The sequence below is a fragment of the Brevundimonas diminuta genome, assembly GCF_022654015.1.
GTDB lineage: Bacteria > Pseudomonadota > Alphaproteobacteria > Caulobacterales > Caulobacteraceae > Brevundimonas > Brevundimonas diminuta_C.
On sequence record NZ_CP073063.1, the window covers coordinates 530,296 to 546,464 of the forward strand.

Here is a 16,169-nt window from a genome sequence, read left to right on the forward strand (position 1 = left end):
ACGCGGCGAAGGGGCGGCGGGCAAGCTCACCCTTGCGCGTTGCGAACGGCGGCGGCCCCGGCGAAGGGCGCGACGACGGCGGCGAACAGGACGTAGGCGCACAGCAAGGCCAACGCCGGGCCGACCGGCTGGCCCGATCCGGCGCGCTCCAACGCCCCGGCGCCGAAGACGACCGGCGGAATGAACAGCGGCAGGACGACGACGGCGATCAGCAGCCCGCCACGCCTGGCTCCCAGCGCGAGAGCGGCGCCCAGCGCGCCGGTGAAGGCGAAGCCCGCGCCGCCGATCAGGGCGGTCACGGCGACGAGCGGCGTCAGCGATGCGGGCAGTCCCAGCGCCAGGGCGGCGACGGGGGCGGTCAGGGCGAGCGGCAGACCGACGGCGATCCACTGGGCCAAGGCCTTGATCAGGACGACCTGCTCCAGCGCCAGATGGCCGAGGGCCAGCAGATCCAGCGCCCCGTCCTCCATGTCACGCTCGAACAGCCGCTCCAGCGACAGCAGGGACGCCAGGGCGAGGGCCAACCACGCGACGCCGCCGGCGACGGGGCCGAGCGTGCGCGGATCGCCGCCGGCCGCCAGCGGCAGAATGGCGGTCAGACAGGCGAAGAAGCCGCACGCCAGCAAGGGGCCGCCGCCCCCGCCCCAGGCCAGATCCAGTTCGCGCTCCAGCAGCACGCGCGTCGCGCCGCGCAGGCCGGGCGGGCGCGGTTCCTGATCGACATCGCGGCGGCTCACTTCAGCGCCCCCAGATCGAGAGAGCGGGTCGGCAGCGGCAGGGGGTCGTGGACGGCGGCGATGATCAGGCCATCGGCGTCCAGATGTCGCTGCATCTGTTCAGCGAAGGCTTCGCGCCAGCGGGCGTCCAGCGGCGCCATCGGCTCGTCCAGCAGCCACAGGGCGCGCGGCGATCCGACCAACCGCCCCATGGCCAGGCGACGGCGCTGACCGGCCGAAAGACGCCGGACCTCCAGGTCCAGCAGGGGCTTCAAGCCGAAAGCCTCGACGGCGTGGTCGACACCGTACTGGGTGTGGCCCAACCAGTCGCACTGAAACCCCAACTCTTCGCGCGCGGTTCGGCCGCCCTTCAGCCCGTCCAGATGGCCGAGAAAATGGGTTTCGCGTCCACGCGCCTGTCGTTCGTCCAGCCGATTGCCGTCGCCGTCCTGGAAAGCGACCGTCCCGGCGTCGGGCCGCAACAGGCCCGCGATCGCGCGCAGCAGGCTGGTCTTGCCCGCCCCGTTTGCGCCCGTCAGGGCCAGCACCTCGCCGGCGCGCAAGGTCAGGTCGAGACCGTCGAACAATCGCCGCTCGCCGCGCGAGACGGTCAGGCCGGAGAGGGTCAGGGCGTGGATCATCGCGTTTCACCCGCCGCGCCAAATCTGCGAACCCTTCTCAATGTCCACGTCAGGGGTGTGGACACATGGACGGTGCGGCGTGGCGGGGCTATAGGCACGGTCGCCGCAGCAGGCTTTCGCCGCGCGCGCAGGGGCCCTGTGAGCCGCTGCGTCTGCCGCGCGAAGGCGCAACCGGATTGTCGGGCGGCGCTGACCAGAGGAACTCTCCATGCCGTCGATCGACAGCTTCAAGACCCGCCAGGACCTTTCCGTCGGGCGTAAGAAATACGCCTATTACAGCCTTCCCGCCGCCGAGGAAGCCGGTCTGACCGGGATTTCCCGCCTGCCGCGCTCGATGAAGGTGCTGCTGGAGAACCTGCTGCGCAACGAGGACGGCGTTTCCGTCACCGAAGACGACCTGAAGGCCGTCGCCGCCTGGGTCGAGAACAAGGGCTCGGTCGAGCACGAGATCGCCTTCCGTCCGGCCCGCGTGCTGATGCAGGACTTCACCGGCGTGCCGGCCGTGGTCGATCTGGCCGCCATGCGCGACGCCATGAGCGCCCTGGGCGCCGACGCCGCCAAGATCAACCCGCTGGTGCCGGTCGATCTGGTCATCGACCACTCGGTCATGGTCGACAACTTCGGCACGTCCAAAGCCTTCGGCCAGAACGTCGAGCGCGAATACGAGCGCAACATCGAACGCTACAACTTCCTGCGCTGGGGTTCGTCGGCCTTCAACAACTTCCGCGTCGTGCCGCCCGGCACCGGCATCTGCCACCAAGTGAACCTGGAGAACCTGGCCCAGACCGTCTGGACCCTGGACGAAGGCAAGAAGACCGTCGCCTATCCCGACACCGTCGTCGGCACCGACAGCCACACCACCATGATCAACGGCCTGGCCGTCCTGGGCTGGGGCGTGGGCGGCATCGAGGCCGAGGCGGCCATGCTGGGCCAGCCGATCCCGATGCTGATCCCCGAGGTCATCGGCTTCAAGCTGACGGGCACGATGCCCGAAGGCACGACGGCGACCGACCTGGTGCTGACCGTCACCCAGATGCTGCGCAAGAAGGGCGTGGTCGGCAAGTTCGTGGAATTCTTCGGCGACGCCCTGCCGAACATGACGATCGAGGACCAGGCGACCATCGCCAACATGGCGCCGGAATACGGCGCCACCTGCGGCTTCTTCCCCGTCTCGGCCGCCACCATCGGCTATCTGACCGCCACGGGCCGCGACAAGGCGCGCGTCGCCCTGGTCGAAGCCTACGCCAAGGCGCAGGGCCTGTGGATCGACGAGACCTCGGAAGACCCGGTCTTCACCGACGTTCTGGAACTGGACATCTCGACCGTCGTGCCGTCGCTGGCGGGTCCGAAGCGTCCGCAGGACCGTGTCGAACTGACCACCGCCGCCCCGGCCTTCGAAACCGCCCTGACCGACGTCTTCGCCCGCCCGGCCGACGCCCCGCGCGCCGAGGTCGAGGGTGAGAAGTTCACCGTCGGCGACGGCGACGTTGTCATCGCGGCCATCACCTCCTGCACCAACACCTCCAACCCGTCGGTGCTGATCGCCGCCGGTCTGGTGGCGCGCAAGGCCAATGCGTTGGGCCTGAAGGCCAAGCCCTGGGTCAAGACCTCGCTGGCCCCCGGCTCGCAGGTCGTGACCGACTATCTGACCGACGCCGGCCTGCAGAAGGATCTGGACGCCCTGGGCTTCAACCTGGTCGGCTATGGCTGCACCACCTGCATCGGCAACTCGGGTCCGCTGGATCCGGCCATCTCCAAGGCGATCAACGACAACGCCCTGGTCGCCACCTCGGTCCTGTCGGGCAACCGCAACTTCGAAGGTCGCGTGAACCCGGACGTCCAGGCCAACTATCTGGCCTCGCCGCCGCTGGTCGTGGCCTACGCCATCGCCGGCTCGATGCGGATCGACATCACCAAGGACCCGATCGGCCAAGACAAGAAGGGCAACGACGTCTTCCTGAAGGACGTCTGGCCGACCACCCAGGAAATCGCCGACATCCAGCGCAAGTCCGTCACCCCGGCCATGTTCGCCAAACGCTACAAGGACGTGTTCAAGGGCGACAAGCACTGGCAGGCCATCAAGGTCACCGGCGGTCAGACCTATGAGTGGGACGACAGCTCGACCTACGTCGCCAACCCGCCCTATTTCGACGGCCTGTCGATGGACCTGACCCCGGTTCAGGACGTGGTCGAGGCCCGCGTTCTGGCCATCTTCGGCGACTCGATCACCACCGACCACATCAGCCCGGCCGGTTCGATCAAGAAGACCTCGCCCGCCGGCGTCTATCTGACCAACCACGGCGTCGAGGCGGCCGAGTTCAACAGCTACGGCGCCCGTCGCGGCAACCACGAAGTCATGATGCGCGGCACATTCGCCAACATCCGCATCAAGAACCGCATCACGCCCGAGATCGAAGGCGGCGTGACCAAGCACTTCCCGTCGGGCGACACCATGTCGATCTATGACGCGGCCATGCGGTATCAGTCGGAAGGCCGCCCGCTGGTCGTCTTCGCCGGCAAGGAATACGGCACCGGCTCGTCGCGCGACTGGGCGGCGAAGGGCACGCGTCTGCTGGGCGTTCGCGCCGTCATCGCCGAAAGCTTCGAGCGCATCCACCGCTCCAACCTGGTCGGGATGGGCGTCGTGCCGCTGCAGTTCAAGCAGGACGGCTGGCTGAAGCTGGGCCTGACGGGCGAGGAGATCGTCACGATCCGCGGCCTGTCGGACGCCAACATCGGCAAGCTGAAGCCGCGTCAGGACCTGTGGGTCGAGCTGTTCCGCCCGTCGGACGGCAAGATGGCCCGCTTCCCGGTCCGCTGCCGCATCGATAACCAGACCGAGCTGGACTATCTGCTGGCCGGCGGCGTCATGCCCTATGTGCTGCGCAACCTGGCGCGCGGCCCGGAAACCGAAGCGCCGATCGCCGCCGAATAGGTCGCGGTTCGTCCAGACAAGAAAGAGGGCCGGCGGAGCGATCCGCCGGCCCTTTTCCGTTTGCCGAAAGGCGGTGGTCAGTCGGCGCTGACGACCACCAGCTTGCGGTTCACGAACTCCTTGATGCCGACATCGCCCAGCTCGCGGCCGAAGCCCGAGCGTTTGACGCCGCCGAACGGCAGTTCGGGCATGGAGGTCGTGGTGGTGTTGATGAAGACCATGCCGGTCTCAATGCGCGAGGCCAGTTTGCGGGCGCGGTCGGTGTCGCCCGAGAAGATCGAGCCGCCCAGGCCGAAGTGGGAATCGTTGGCCAGGGCCACGACCGCATCGTCGTCCTCGACCACAAACACCTGAGCCACCGGGCCGAAGAACTCCTGATAGAAGGCCGGGTTGTCGCGCGCGACGTCGGTCAGGACGGTCGGCTCGTAGAAGAAGCCGGTGCGGTCGGCGGGCTTTCCGCCGGTCACCGCCTTGGCGCCGTGCTGGATCGCCTCCTCGACCTGTTTGGTCAGGGTCTTCAGCGCATCCTCGGACGACAGCGGACCCAGGTCGGTCGCCTCGTCCAGCGGGTCGCCCATGACGGCGGTCTTCATGCCCTCGACGAAGCCGGCGATGAAGGCGTCGGAGACCGACTTCTGAACGATGAAGCGTTTGGAGCCTGTGCAGACCTGTCCGGCGTTGGACAGGCGGCCTTCGACGCCCGCCGCGACCGCCTTTTCGAGGTCGGCGTCGTCCAGAACCACGAAGACATCGCTGCCGCCCAGTTCCAGCGTGGACTTCTTCAGCATTTCCGAAGCGCGGGCCGAAACCTTGGCGCCGGCGCCCTCGGAACCCGTCAGGGCCACGCCCTGGATGCGGTCGTCGCCGATCAGTTCGGCGACCTTTTCGGATGAGATGTAGAGGTTGGCGACGAAGCCTTCGGGCGCGCCGGCGTCGCGCACCAGTTCGGCGAACCGGGCGGCGCAGCGCGGCACGATGCCCGCGTGCTTGTAGAGCACGGGATTGCCGACCGCGATGGCGGGAGCCACCACGCGGATCAGCTGATAGATCGGGAAGTTCCACGGCTCGACCGCCAGCAGCACGCCGATCGGGTGAAACTCGACCCAGGCCTCGCCCAGTTCGCTGGCGATCTTTTCGGGCTTGAGGAAATCGGCGGCCTTCTCGGCATAGTAGGCGGCGATGCCGGCGCACAGATCGATCTCGCCCTGCCCCTGAGCCAGGGGCTTGCCCATCTCCTCGGCCATGGTGCGGGCCAGCTCGTCGCGGTTTGCGGTCAGAAGGCCCGACAGGGATTTCAGCACGGCGAGGCGCGGCTGGATGTCGCCCTTGGACCAATCCGAATGGAACAGGCCGTCGGCCTTGGCCAGGGCGGCCTCGACGGCGTCGTCGGTGTGTTCGGGATAGCCCTCGACCAGTTGTTCGGTGAAGGGATTGAGGGTGCGATAGGCCATGGGGCGTCCTGAAGCTTCGGTCGGACGCCCGGGGCGGCGCCGATCCGTTGTCAGGAAGGCAAACGCGACCTGTCGGGGCGGGTTGCCTGGCCGTCAGTCCGGATCGCTGAACGGCGGCGGCAGCTGGCCGGATTTGAAGAGGATGGTCGGCTCTTCGTCGTAGTCGCCCATTTCGGTGTCGGCCGAGACGGCGAAGGCGACGACGCCCAGACGCAACGGCGCCAGCCGTTCGGCCTTGCGACGCGCCTCTTCGGCGTCCTTGCAGCCGACCTGGGGTTCTGCGCGCAGGGCCTTGCCCCGGCCCTGGACATAGGCCTGGACGATATAGACGGTTTCGGTTGCCATCCGCTTCCAAGCGACCTGTTCGGCGTTCAGGTCAATCGATCAATCGAGCGTCAGTCCGGTTTCACCCTCGTTTCACTCTAGCTTCAGGGCCTCGGCCAGCAGCCGGGCCTCGGCTGCGCGGCTGGAGCCGGCGCGCCAGGCGACGACGATCTCGCGGTGGGGCGGGGCGCCGTCGGCCTGGTTTTCGAAGGCGCGAATGGCGACGGACGGGTTGTCGGCCAGTCCGGCCTGAACCGCCATCTTGGGCAGGAAGGAGACGCCGAGGCCCGAGCCGACCATCTGGACAAGTGTGTGTAGGCTGGTGGCCGCAAAGACGTCGTCGCCGCGCGGGGCCTCGATGTCCAGCGCCGCCAGAGCGTGGTCGCGCAGACAATGGCCGTCCTCCAGCAGGATCAGATCCTCGGCCCGCAGCGAGCCGGGACGGATGGGGCCGGGCGCGGCCAGGGCATGGTCGGCGGGGGCGGCGGCCATGATCTCGTCATCGCCGATGCGAGCGTGGGCGATGCCCGGCGCATCATAGGGCAGGGCGATGACCGCCGCGTCGATCTGACCCGCCTTCAGCGCCGCGATCAGCCGGGGCGTCAGATCCTCGCGGATAAACAGCTTCAGGCTGGGGTAGGCGGCCTTCACCGACGGCAGTTTGGCGGGCAGCAGGAAGGGGGCCACGGTCGGGATGACGCCCAGGCGGAAGCGGCCGGACAGCAGGCGGCCGGCGTTCTTGGCCGCCTCGACCAGATCCTCGGTGCGGGCCAGGACGTCCTCGGCGCGGCGAACGGCCTCCGCTCCGACGGCGGTCATGATCACGGCGCCGCGCGCGCGTTCGACCACCGGCGCGCCCAGGATGCGCTCAAGCTCCTGCACCCCGGCGCTGAGTGCGGGCTGGCTGACGTGGGCGGCCTCGGCGGCGCGCGAGAAGCTGCCGTGTTCGGCAAGGAGCTTGAGATACTGGAGCTGACGCAACGTGGGGAGCATGGGAGAGAAATAGGCCCGTCCTATGCTGACGCCAAGGATAATCGATTGGCTTTATCCGTTTGACCCGTGTCGTATGACCCCATCATCTACAGGGCGATGGAAAATCGCTCGCCGTCGTGCGCCAGAGCAGCAGGGAGAAAACACCATGACCGACGAAGCCAAATGCCCCTTTTCCGGCCGGACGCCCCGGTCGGTCGCAGGCGGCGGCGTTCAGAACCGCGATTGGTGGCCCAACCAGCTGCGGGTCGATCTGCTGAACCAGCATTCGGCCAAGTCCGATCCGCTGGGCGAGTCGTTCGACTACCGCGAGGCCTTTTCCAAGCTGGACTATGAGGCGCTGAAGGCGGATCTGCGCGCGCTGATGACGGACTCCAAGGATTGGTGGCCGGCGGACTTCGGCCATTATGGCCCGCAGTTCATCCGCATGGCCTGGCACAGCGCCGGCACCTATCGCGTCGGCGATGGTCGGGGCGGCGGCGGGCGGGGCCAGCAGCGGTTCGCGCCGCTGAACTCCTGGCCCGACAACGTCAATATCGACAAGTCGCGCCGGCTGCTTTGGCCGATCAAGCAGAAGTACGGCCAGGCCATCTCCTGGGCCGACCTGATGATCCTGACCGGCAACGTCGCGCTGGAGACGATGGGTTTCCGCACCTTCGGCTTCTCCGGCGGCCGCGCCGATACCTGGGAGCCGGATCAGGACGTCTACTGGGGTCGCGAGACGACCTGGCTGGGCGGCGACGAACGCTATGCCCACGGCTCGGATGGGGTGGTGAAGCCGGGCGATGAGGCCGTACTTGTCAGCGATGACAATGCGGACGGCGATAAGCACTCGCGCGATCTGGAGAACCCGCTGGCCGCCGTGCAGATGGGCCTGATCTACGTCAATCCGGAAGGGCCGGACGGCAATCCCGATCCGATCGCGGCGGCGCGCGACATCCGCGACACCTTCGCCCGGATGGCGATGAACGACGAGGAGACGGTCGCCCTGATCGCGGGCGGCCATACCTTCGGCAAGACGCACGGCGCGGGACCGGCCGACCACGTCGGCGCAGAGCCGGAAGGCGACGGCCTGGAGGCGCAGGGCCTGGGCTGGACCTCCAGCTTCGGCACGGGACACGGCGCCGACGCCATCACCAGCGGCCTGGAAGTCACCTGGACCCAGACCCCGGCCCAATGGAGCAACTTCTATTTCGAAAACCTGTTCGGCTTCGAATGGGAGCTGGAGAAGTCTCCGGCGGGCGCGCACCAGTGGGTCGCCAAGGACGCGGGCGAGATCATCCCCGACGCCCACGATCCGGCCAAGAAGAAACGGCCGACCATGCTGACGACCGACCTGTCGATGCGGTTCGACCCGGAATACGAGAAGATCTCGCGCCGGTTCCTGAACGATCCGGAAGCGTTCGCCGACGCCTTTGCGCGGGCCTGGTTCAAGCTGACGCATCGCGATCTGGGGCCGCGTTCGCGCTACGTCGGGCCGGAAGTCCCGAGCGAAGTCCTGTTGTGGCAGGATCCGGTGCCGGAGGTCGATCACCCGCTGATCGACGCGACGGACGCGGCGGCTCTGAAGGCCAAGGTGCTGGACTCGGGCTTGAGTACTGCCGAACTGGTCGGCACGGCCTGGGCCTCGGCCTCGACCTTCCGCGGCGGGGACAAGCGGGGCGGGGCCAACGGCGCCCGCATTCGCCTGGCACCGCAGAAGGATTGGGCCATCAACCAGCCCGAACAGCTGCACCGGGTGTTGAAGACGCTGGAGCGCATCCAGACCGAGTTCAACCAGGCGCAGACGGGCGGCAAGAAGGTGTCCCTGGCCGACCTGATCGTGCTGGCCGGCAACGCGGGCGTCGAGCAGGCGGCCAAGGCGGCGGGCCACGACGCCAGCGTGCCGTTCACGCCCGGCCGGACGGACGCCAGCCAGGCGGACACGGATGTTGAATCCTTCGGCTATCTGGAGCCGGTCGCCGATGGATTCCGCAACTTCCAGAAGGCCCGCTATGCCGTGCCGGCCGAGTCGCTGCTGATCGATCAGGCGCAGCGGCTGACGCTGACGGCGCCGGAGATGACGGTGCTGATCGGCGGCCTGCGAGCGATCAACATCAATACGGGCGGCGCGACGCATGGCGTGCTGACTGAGCGGCCGGGCGTGCTGTCCAACGATGTCTTCGTCAACCTGCTGGACATGGACGTGAAGTGGGCGGCGACCTCGGACGCCAAGGACGTGTTCGAAGGCCGCGATCGCAAGACGGGCGAAGCCAAGTGGACCGGCACGCGTGTCGATCTGGTGTTCGGCTCCAACGCCGTGCTGCGCGCGCTGGCCGAGGTCTATGCTGGGGCCGACGCCGAAGGGAAGTTCGTCTCGGACTTCGTGGCGGCCTGGACCAAGGTGATGGAGCTGGACCGGTTCGACCTGCACGGTTGAAGCTGACCCAAACTGAAGGCTGAGGGCCGGGCGCTGAAGACGCGTCCGGCCTTTGGCTTTTCTAGCGTAGCTTGATCTCGAACAGTTGCGGCCAGCGTTTGCCGGTGACGAACAGGCGTTTGCCGGTTGCGTCCCAGGCGATGCCGTTCAGGACGTCGTCGTTGGGGTCGAGGTTGGCGCCCTTGGGGACCAGGGCGGTCAGGTCGATAAAGGCCTTGACCACGCCGGTCTCGGGATCGATGCGCGCGAGGCGGTTGTCCTGCCAGATATTGGCGAAGACCTCGCCGTCGATCCATTCCAGCTCGTTGATCTGATCCAGCGGCCGGCCGTCGGCGGTGACGGAGACGCGGCCGGTCTCGGCCAGGGTCTCGGGATCGAGGAAGCGCAACTGATCGGTGCCGTCGCTCATGATCAGACGGCGGCCGTCGGTGGTCAGGGCCCAGCCCTCGCCCGGATAGGAAAAACCGCCCAGAGGCGAGAAATCGTCCAGCTTCCAGATGAAGCCGATGTGGTTGCGCCAGGTCAGGCTGTAAAGCTTGCCGTTCAGCGTGGTCATGCCCTCGCCGAAATAGATGGTCGGCAGGTCGCGCTGACGCTCCACGCGGCCGGTCTCCAAATCGACCTTGCGGATGAAGGACGGATAAAGGCCCGTGCTCTCGTAAAGGTCGCCGTCGTGGAAGAAGAGGCCTTCGGTGAAGGCCGACCGGTCGTGCGGATAGGCCCGCACGACCTCGTAAGACTGGACCGGGACTTCGGCCCTGACCGGCAGGGCGACGCCTGTCGTCAGCAGCAGGCCGGCGACGAGGCCGGCGAGCCGGGACGACAGGCGCATCATGAGGCTCAGCCCCGCTCGGCGGCGGCTTCGGCCTCGGCCTTTTGGGCGCGGGCCTCGGCGGCGTTGGCCTCGCTGCGGGCCAGTTCGGCCTTTTCCTTCTTGGATGCGGATTTGCGACCCAGCATGTTCAACGCCTCAACACCGGCCGAGAAGGCCATGGCCGCATAGATGTAGCCCTTGGGCACATGATAGCCGAAGCCGTCGGCGATCAACACCATGCCGATCATCAGGAGGAAGCCGAGCGCCAGCATGACCACGCTGGGGTTCTTGTTGATGAAGTTGGCCAGCGGGTCGGCGGCCAGCAGCATGACGGTCACGGCGACCAGGACGGCGACGACCATGATCGGCAGGTGCTCGGTCATGCCGACGGCGGTCAGGATCGAGTCGATCGAGAACACGATGTCCAACAGGATGATCTGGAAGATGGCCGCGCCGGCGTTGGCGATGACCACGTCCTTCTTGTCCATGACGTCGTGGCTGGGCGTGGGATCGACCGTGTGGTGGATTTCCTTCGTGGCCTTCCAGACGAGGAACAGACCGCCCGCGATCAGGATCAGGTCCTTCCACGAGAATTCATTGCCCATGACGGTGAAGACCGGCTGCACCAGACCGACCAGCCAGGCGATGATCGACAGCAGGGCCAGACGCATGACCAGCGCCAAGCCGATACCGATGCGCCGCACCTTCTGCCGCTGATGCTCGGGCAGTTTGTTCGACAGGATCGAGATGAAGATCAGGTTGTCGATGCCGAGCACGACCTCCATCACGATGAGGGTCACCAATGCAGCCCAGGCGGCCGGATCGGAGAGCAGGGGAGTTATGCTGTCGAGCATTGGGGTTCCAGATGGTGGATAAAGCTTGAGCGGAAAGCGCTAGGGCCGACGCGGGTTCCAAGCAAGCGATGGGGTGCGGCGTCATGGTCGCACCCCCCTTGGGCGCAGTCGCCCTTCCTACGCTGTGTGGAAGGAAACGGCGGCGCGCTCTCGCCCTGCGGCATCGGCGCGCCTTCACGCAATGTTGCGAGCGGCGAAACCCCGTGCTATCAGGCGCCCGGCTTGAAGGGGGCGTATTTACGGATACGGCCTCCGTCGTGCTTTCCGTAAGCATTTCAAGCTTTTGACCGTTGCGAGCCTCGCAGTCGGTTGCGACCCTGACACAACGACCTCGGACCCTAATCAGTGGCTGATGATTTCAGAACGACGGAAGTCGGCGATCGCTACGCACAGGCGCTGTTCGACCTGGCGCTGGAAACCGGCCGCCTGGACGCCGTCCGCGCCGACCTGAAGTCGCTGAAGGCGGCCTGGACCGAAAGCGCCGACCTGCGTCGCCTGGCCACATCGCCCGTCATCGCCGCGCCCGACCAGGCCAAGGGTCTGGTCGCCATCGCCGCCAAGGCCAAGTTCGAGCAGACCACCACAAACTTCCTGGGCCTGCTGTCGCAGAACGGCCGCGCCAAGGACCTGCCGGCCGTGATCGCCGGGTTTGAGGCCCGCTACGCCAAACACGCCGGCGTCGTCGCCGCCGAGGTCGTCTCGGCCCAGCCGCTGGACGACAAACAGGTCGCCGCCATCACCGCCGCCCTGTCCAAGAGCCTGGGCAAGGCGCCGGAACTGACCGCACGCGTCGATCCGTCGATCCTGGGCGGCCTGAAGGTCAAGGTGGGGTCGAAACTGTTCGACGCCTCGCTGAAGACCAAACTCGACCAGATGAAGTTCGCCCTGAAACGAGCCTAGACTCGTTTCAGAAACCAAAATGTTGCGCGCCTAAACGCGCTCCCGCCACCCAGAATGCGCGCCTGAACGGCGCACCCGCAGAAGACTGAAGAACAGAGAGCCCGTCATGGACATCCGCGCCGCTGAAATCTCGGCCATCCTCAAGTCGCAGATCGCCAACTTCGGCGTCGAAGCCGATGTCTCCGACGTCGGCAGCGTGCTGTCGGTCGGCGACGGCATCGCCCGCATCCACGGTCTGGACAATGTCCAGGCCGGCGAAATGGTCGAGTTCACCAAGGCCGGCGTGAAGGGCATGGCCCTGAACCTGGAACGCGACAATGTGGGCGCCGTGATCTTCGGCGCCGACGCCGCCATCGCCGAGGGCGACGACGTGCGCCGCCTGGGCGAGATCGTGGACGTGCCGGTCGGCCGCGGCCTGCTGGGCCGCGTCGTCAACCCGCTGGGCGAGCCGATCGACGGCAAGGGCCCGATCGAGTTCACCGAGCGTCGCCGCGTGGACGTCAAGGCGCCCGGCATCATCCCGCGCAAGTCGGTTCACGAGCCGATGCAGACCGGCCTGAAGGCCATCGACACCCTGATCCCCGTCGGCCGCGGCCAGCGCGAGCTGATCATCGGCGACCGTCAGGTCGGCAAGACCGCCGTCGCCATCGACACCATCCTGAACCAGAAGAACGTCAACAAGACCGACGACGAGAGCGCCAAGCTCTACTGCATCTACGTCGCCATCGGTCAGAAGCGTTCGACCGTCGCCCAGATCGTCAAGACCCTCGAAGAGTCCGGCGCGCTGGAATACACGATCGTCGTGGCCTGCACCGCCTCGGAGCCGGCCCCGCTGCAGTTCCTGGCTCCGTTCGCCGGCACCGCCATGGGCGAGTTCTTCCGCGACAACGGCATGCACGCCCTGATCGTCTATGATGACCTGTCCAAGCAGGCCGTGGCCTATCGCCAGATGTCGCTGCTGCTGCGCCGTCCGCCCGGCCGTGAAGCCTATCCGGGCGACGTCTTCTATCTGCACAGCCGCCTGCTGGAGCGTTCGGCCAAGCTGAACGAGGATTACGGTTCGGGCTCGATGACCGCCCTGCCGATCATCGAAACCCAGGCCAACGACGTTTCGGCCTACATTCCCACCAACGTGATCTCGATCACCGACGGCCAGATCTTCCTGGAATCGGACCTCTTCTATCAGGGCATCCGTCCGGCCGTGAACGTCGGCATCTCGGTGTCGCGCGTCGGCTCGTCGGCCCAGACCAAGGCGATGAAGAAGGTCGCCGGTTCGATCAAGGGCGAACTGGCCCAGTATCGCGAGATGGCCGCCTTCGCCAAGTTCGGCTCGGACCTGGACGCCTCGACCCAGAAGCTGCTGGCGCGCGGCGCCCGTCTGACGGAACTGCTGAAGCAGCCGCAATATTCGCCGCTGGCGATGGAAGAGCAGGTCGTCTCGGTCTACGCCGGCACGCGCGGCTATATCGACGGCATCGCCGTCGGCGACGTGGGTCGTTTCGAGAAGGAGCTGCTGGCGCGCATCCATGCGAACCACGCCTCCTTGCTGGAAGGCCTCCGCACCAAGAAGGACCTGACCTCGGACCTCGAAGCCGAGCTGAAGGACATCCTGGCCGCCTTCGTCAAGACCTTCGCCTGAACCCGTCTGGTAAGCTGAGAGAGTAGCGCCGGATGGCCAGCCTCAAGGAAATGCGCAATCGGATCGGAAGCGTGAAAGCCACGCAGAAGATCACGAAAGCCATGCAGATGGTCGCCGCGGCCAAGCTGAAGCGCGCCCAGGACCAGGCCGAAAGCGCCCGGCCCTATGCGCAGAAGATGGCCTCGGTCATCGCCAATCTGGCCGCCGGCGTCTCGGGCGCCGACGCGCCCAAGCTGCTGGCCGGCACGGGCCAGGATCAGCGCCATCTGATCGTGGTGGCGACGGCGGACAAGGGTCTGGCGGGCGGTTTCTCGACCAACGTCATCCGCGCCGCGCGCGAGCGGATCAACAGCCTGATCAACGCCGGCAAGGACGTGAAGATCATCGCCGTCGGCAAGAAGTCGCGCGACCAGCTGGCGCGTCTGTACGGCGACAAGGTGATCCACACCTTCGAACTGAGCGAGCACAAGACCGTCGGCCTGCCGTCAGCCCAGCCGGTCGCCGAAATGATCGCCACGGCGTTCGAAGAGGGTCAGGCCGATGTGGTCACCCTGTTCTACAGCCAGTTCAAGTCGGTGATCCAACAGGTCCCGACTGGCAAGCAGCTGATCCCGGCCGTGGTTGATGGCGATGCCCAGCCGATCGACCTGAACGGCGCGGTCTATGAATACGAGCCCTCGGAAGAGGAAATCCTGGAAACCCTGCTGCCGCGCGCGCTGACGACCCAGATCCTGGCCGCGCTGTATGAGAACCAGGCCGGCTTCTTCGGCTCGCAGATGGCGGCGATGGACAACGCGACGCGTAATGCGGGCGACCTCATCAACGCCCTGACGCTGCAGTACAACCGCAAGCGCCAAGCCCAGATCACCACCGAGCTGATCGAGATCATCGCCGGCGCCGAAGCCCTCTGATCCCGACCGAACAGACATTCCGATACGGACCCTGACCATGACCGACACCGTCGCCGCCAAGAAACCCGCAGCCCGCAAGCCCGCCGCCAAGAAGGCCGCTCCGGACGCCGCTCCCGTCAACGCCGCCGGCACGGGCAAGATCGCCCAGGTCATCGGCGCCGTCGTGGACGTCGAGTTCGACGGCCAGCTGCCGGCGATCCTGAACGCCCTGCACACCCAGAACGTCGACCAGAAGACGGGCGAGCCCTTCACACTGGTGCTGGAAGTCGCCCAGCACCTGGGTGAGAACATGGTCCGCACCATCGCCATGGACACGACCGAAGGCCTGACGCGCGGCCAGCCCGTGACAGACACCGGTTCGTCGATCCAGGCGCCCGTCGGCCCCGGCACCCTGGGCCGCATTATGAACGTCGTCGGCCAGCCGATCGACGAACAGGGCCCCATCAAGACCGACCTGTATCGCCCGATCCACCGCGAGGCGCCGTCGTTCGAAGAACAATCCACCTCGTCGGAAATCCTGGTCACGGGCATCAAGGTCATCGACCTGATGTGCCCCTACACCAAGGGCGGCAAGACCGGCCTGTTCGGCGGCGCCGGCGTGGGCAAGACCGTCACCATGCAGGAACTGATCAACAACATCGCCAAGGCGTACGGCGGTTATTCGGTTCTGGCCGGCGTGGGCGAGCGCACCCGCGAAGGCAACGACCTGTATCACGAAATGATCGAGTCCAACGTGAACGTGGACCCGACCAAGAACGGCGGCTCGACCGAAGGCTCCAAGTGCGCCCTGGTTTACGGCCAGATGAACGAGCCCCCCGGCGCCCGCGCCCGCGTGGCCCTGACCGGCCTGGCCCAGGCGGAATATTTCCGCGACGAAGAGGGCAAGGACGTTCTGCTGTTCGTCGACAACATCTTCCGCTTCACGCAGGCCGGTTCGGAAATGTCGGCTCTCTTGGGCCGCATCCCCTCGGCCGTGGGCTATCAGCCGACGCTGGCCACCGAGATGGGCAACCTGCAAGAGCGCATCACCTCGACCAAGAAGGGTTCGATCACCTCGATCCAGGCCATCTACGTCCCGGCCGACGACCTGACCGACCCGGCGCCCGCCGCCTCGTTCGCCCACTTGGACGCCAAGACCGTTCTGTCGCGTGACATCGCCGCCCAGGCCATCTTCCCGGCCGTGGACCCGCTGGACTCGACCTCGCGGATCATGGACCCGCTGGTCATCGGTGAAGAGCACTACAACGTCGCCCGTTCGGTCCAGGAAGTCCTGCAGTCCTACAAGGGCCTGAAGGACATCATCGCCATCCTGGGCATGGACGAGCTGTCCGAAGAGGACAAGCTGGTCGTGGCCCGCGCCCGCAAGATCAGCCGCTTCCTGTCGCAGCCCTTCTTCGTGGCCGAGCAGTTCACCGGTTCGCCCGGCAAGTTCGTCTCGCTGGAAGACACGATCCGTTCGTTCAAGGGCATCGTCGCCGGCGACTACGACCACCTGCCGGAAGCCGCCTTCTACATGGTCGGCTCCATCGAAGAGGCCGTCGCCAAGGCCGAGAAGATGGCGTCGGAAGCCTGATC

Annotated in this window: 13 protein-coding genes; 6 read left to right on the forward strand and 7 right to left on the reverse strand. The window is 66.7% G+C overall.

The features are described from left to right. Positions 1 to 26 precede the first annotated feature (26 nt). Together ccmB and ccmA are read right to left on the reverse strand one after the other, a co-directional pair. On the reverse strand, positions 27 to 737 hold the full coding sequence (gene ccmB / locus KAK88_RS02535; protein WP_242077749.1) for a heme exporter protein CcmB: 711 nt from the start codon (positions 735 to 737) through the stop codon (positions 27 to 29). Continuing rightward, positions 734 to 1,357, reverse strand: coding sequence for a heme ABC exporter ATP-binding protein CcmA (ccmA, locus tag KAK88_RS02540; RefSeq protein WP_242077750.1), 624 nt, complete (start codon positions 1,355 to 1,357; stop codon positions 734 to 736). The genes ccmB and ccmA overlap by 4 nt, the downstream gene beginning before the upstream one ends. A 208-nt stretch (positions 1,358 to 1,565) precedes the next feature. Between ccmA and acnA the strand changes: the two genes are divergently transcribed. Beyond that, positions 1,566 to 4,292 (forward strand): aconitate hydratase AcnA, encoded by a 2,727-nt coding sequence (acnA, locus tag KAK88_RS02545; RefSeq protein WP_242077751.1) that lies wholly within the window; start codon positions 1,566 to 1,568, stop codon positions 4,290 to 4,292. A gap of 77 nt (positions 4,293 to 4,369) precedes the next feature. Here the strand turns inward: acnA and KAK88_RS02550 are convergent, their stop codons facing one another. From KAK88_RS02550 to KAK88_RS02560, 3 genes are all read right to left on the reverse strand, one after another. Then, complete coding sequence (locus KAK88_RS02550; protein ID WP_242077752.1) at positions 4,370 to 5,743, reverse strand: NAD-dependent succinate-semialdehyde dehydrogenase; 1,374 nt, start codon at positions 5,741 to 5,743, stop codon at positions 4,370 to 4,372. A 93-nt stretch (positions 5,744 to 5,836) separates the two neighbouring features. Beyond that, a complete protein-coding gene (locus tag KAK88_RS02555; RefSeq protein WP_055807296.1) occupies positions 5,837 to 6,088 on the reverse strand; it encodes a hypothetical protein in 252 nt (83 codons plus the stop codon). Between the two features lie 72 nt (positions 6,089 to 6,160). Continuing rightward, the gene (locus KAK88_RS02560) at positions 6,161 to 7,060 is read right to left on the reverse strand and encodes a hydrogen peroxide-inducible genes activator (protein WP_066553170.1); all 900 of its coding nucleotides are present in this window, start codon (positions 7,058 to 7,060) and stop codon (positions 6,161 to 6,163) included. 145 nt (positions 7,061 to 7,205) lie between these two features. On the opposite strand from KAK88_RS02560, the gene katG reads away from it, so the two are divergent. Further along, positions 7,206 to 9,476: a catalase/peroxidase HPI gene (gene katG / locus KAK88_RS02565; RefSeq protein WP_242077753.1), complete on the forward strand. Its 2,271-nt coding sequence runs from the start codon at positions 7,206 to 7,208 to the stop codon at positions 9,474 to 9,476. A gap of 61 nt (positions 9,477 to 9,537) precedes the next feature. Here the strand turns inward: katG and KAK88_RS02570 are convergent, their stop codons facing one another. Together KAK88_RS02570 and KAK88_RS02575 are read right to left on the reverse strand one after the other, a co-directional pair. Further along, positions 9,538 to 10,311, reverse strand: coding sequence for a glutaminyl-peptide cyclotransferase (locus KAK88_RS02570; RefSeq protein WP_242077754.1), 774 nt, complete (start codon positions 10,309 to 10,311; stop codon positions 9,538 to 9,540). A 5-nt stretch (positions 10,312 to 10,316) separates the two neighbouring features. After that, positions 10,317 to 11,144: a TerC family protein gene (locus tag KAK88_RS02575; protein WP_066629030.1), complete on the reverse strand. Its 828-nt coding sequence runs from the start codon at positions 11,142 to 11,144 to the stop codon at positions 10,317 to 10,319. Positions 11,145 to 11,489: 345 nt separating this feature from the next. On the opposite strand from KAK88_RS02575, the gene KAK88_RS02580 reads away from it, so the two are divergent. The 4 genes from KAK88_RS02580 (at position 11,490) to atpD (ending at position 16,167) form a co-directional block, all read left to right on the forward strand. Beyond that, on the forward strand, positions 11,490 to 12,044 hold the full coding sequence (locus KAK88_RS02580; RefSeq protein ID WP_242077755.1) for a F0F1 ATP synthase subunit delta: 555 nt from the start codon (positions 11,490 to 11,492) through the stop codon (positions 12,042 to 12,044). A 106-nt stretch (positions 12,045 to 12,150) separates the two neighbouring features. Continuing rightward, positions 12,151 to 13,683, forward strand: a complete 1,533-nt coding sequence (gene atpA / locus KAK88_RS02585; protein ID WP_242077756.1) for a F0F1 ATP synthase subunit alpha — start codon at positions 12,151 to 12,153, stop codon at positions 13,681 to 13,683. Between the two features lie 32 nt (positions 13,684 to 13,715). Continuing rightward, positions 13,716 to 14,594: a F0F1 ATP synthase subunit gamma gene (locus KAK88_RS02590; protein WP_242077757.1), complete on the forward strand. Its 879-nt coding sequence runs from the start codon at positions 13,716 to 13,718 to the stop codon at positions 14,592 to 14,594. A gap of 37 nt (positions 14,595 to 14,631) precedes the next feature. Then, the gene (gene atpD, locus KAK88_RS02595; RefSeq protein WP_242077758.1) at positions 14,632 to 16,167 is read left to right on the forward strand and encodes a F0F1 ATP synthase subunit beta; all 1,536 of its coding nucleotides are present in this window, start codon (positions 14,632 to 14,634) and stop codon (positions 16,165 to 16,167) included. Positions 16,168 to 16,169 lie beyond the last annotated feature (2 nt).

Coding starts and splice junctions, on each gene's coding strand:
- KAK88_RS02550 (WP_242077752.1), bottom strand. CDS start 5,743: ATGGCCTATCGCACCCTCAATCCCTTCACCGAACAACTGGTCGAGGGC.
- acnA (WP_242077751.1), top strand. CDS start 1,566: ATGCCGTCGATCGACAGCTTCAAGACCCGCCAGGACCTTTCCGTCGGG.
- KAK88_RS02590 (WP_242077757.1), top strand. CDS start 13,716: ATGGCCAGCCTCAAGGAAATGCGCAATCGGATCGGAAGCGTGAAAGCC.
- atpD (WP_242077758.1), top strand. CDS start 14,632: ATGACCGACACCGTCGCCGCCAAGAAACCCGCAGCCCGCAAGCCCGCC.
- KAK88_RS02575 (WP_066629030.1), bottom strand. CDS start 11,144: ATGCTCGACAGCATAACTCCCCTGCTCTCCGATCCGGCCGCCTGGGCT.
- KAK88_RS02555 (WP_055807296.1), bottom strand. CDS start 6,088: ATGGCAACCGAAACCGTCTATATCGTCCAGGCCTATGTCCAGGGCCGG.
- ccmA (WP_242077750.1), bottom strand. CDS start 1,357: ATGATCCACGCCCTGACCCTCTCCGGCCTGACCGTCTCGCGCGGCGAG.
- atpA (WP_242077756.1), top strand. CDS start 12,151: ATGGACATCCGCGCCGCTGAAATCTCGGCCATCCTCAAGTCGCAGATC.
- KAK88_RS02560 (WP_066553170.1), bottom strand. CDS start 7,060: ATGCTCCCCACGTTGCGTCAGCTCCAGTATCTCAAGCTCCTTGCCGAA.
- KAK88_RS02570 (WP_242077754.1), bottom strand. CDS start 10,311: ATGATGCGCCTGTCGTCCCGGCTCGCCGGCCTCGTCGCCGGCCTGCTG.
- katG (WP_242077753.1), top strand. CDS start 7,206: ATGACCGACGAAGCCAAATGCCCCTTTTCCGGCCGGACGCCCCGGTCG.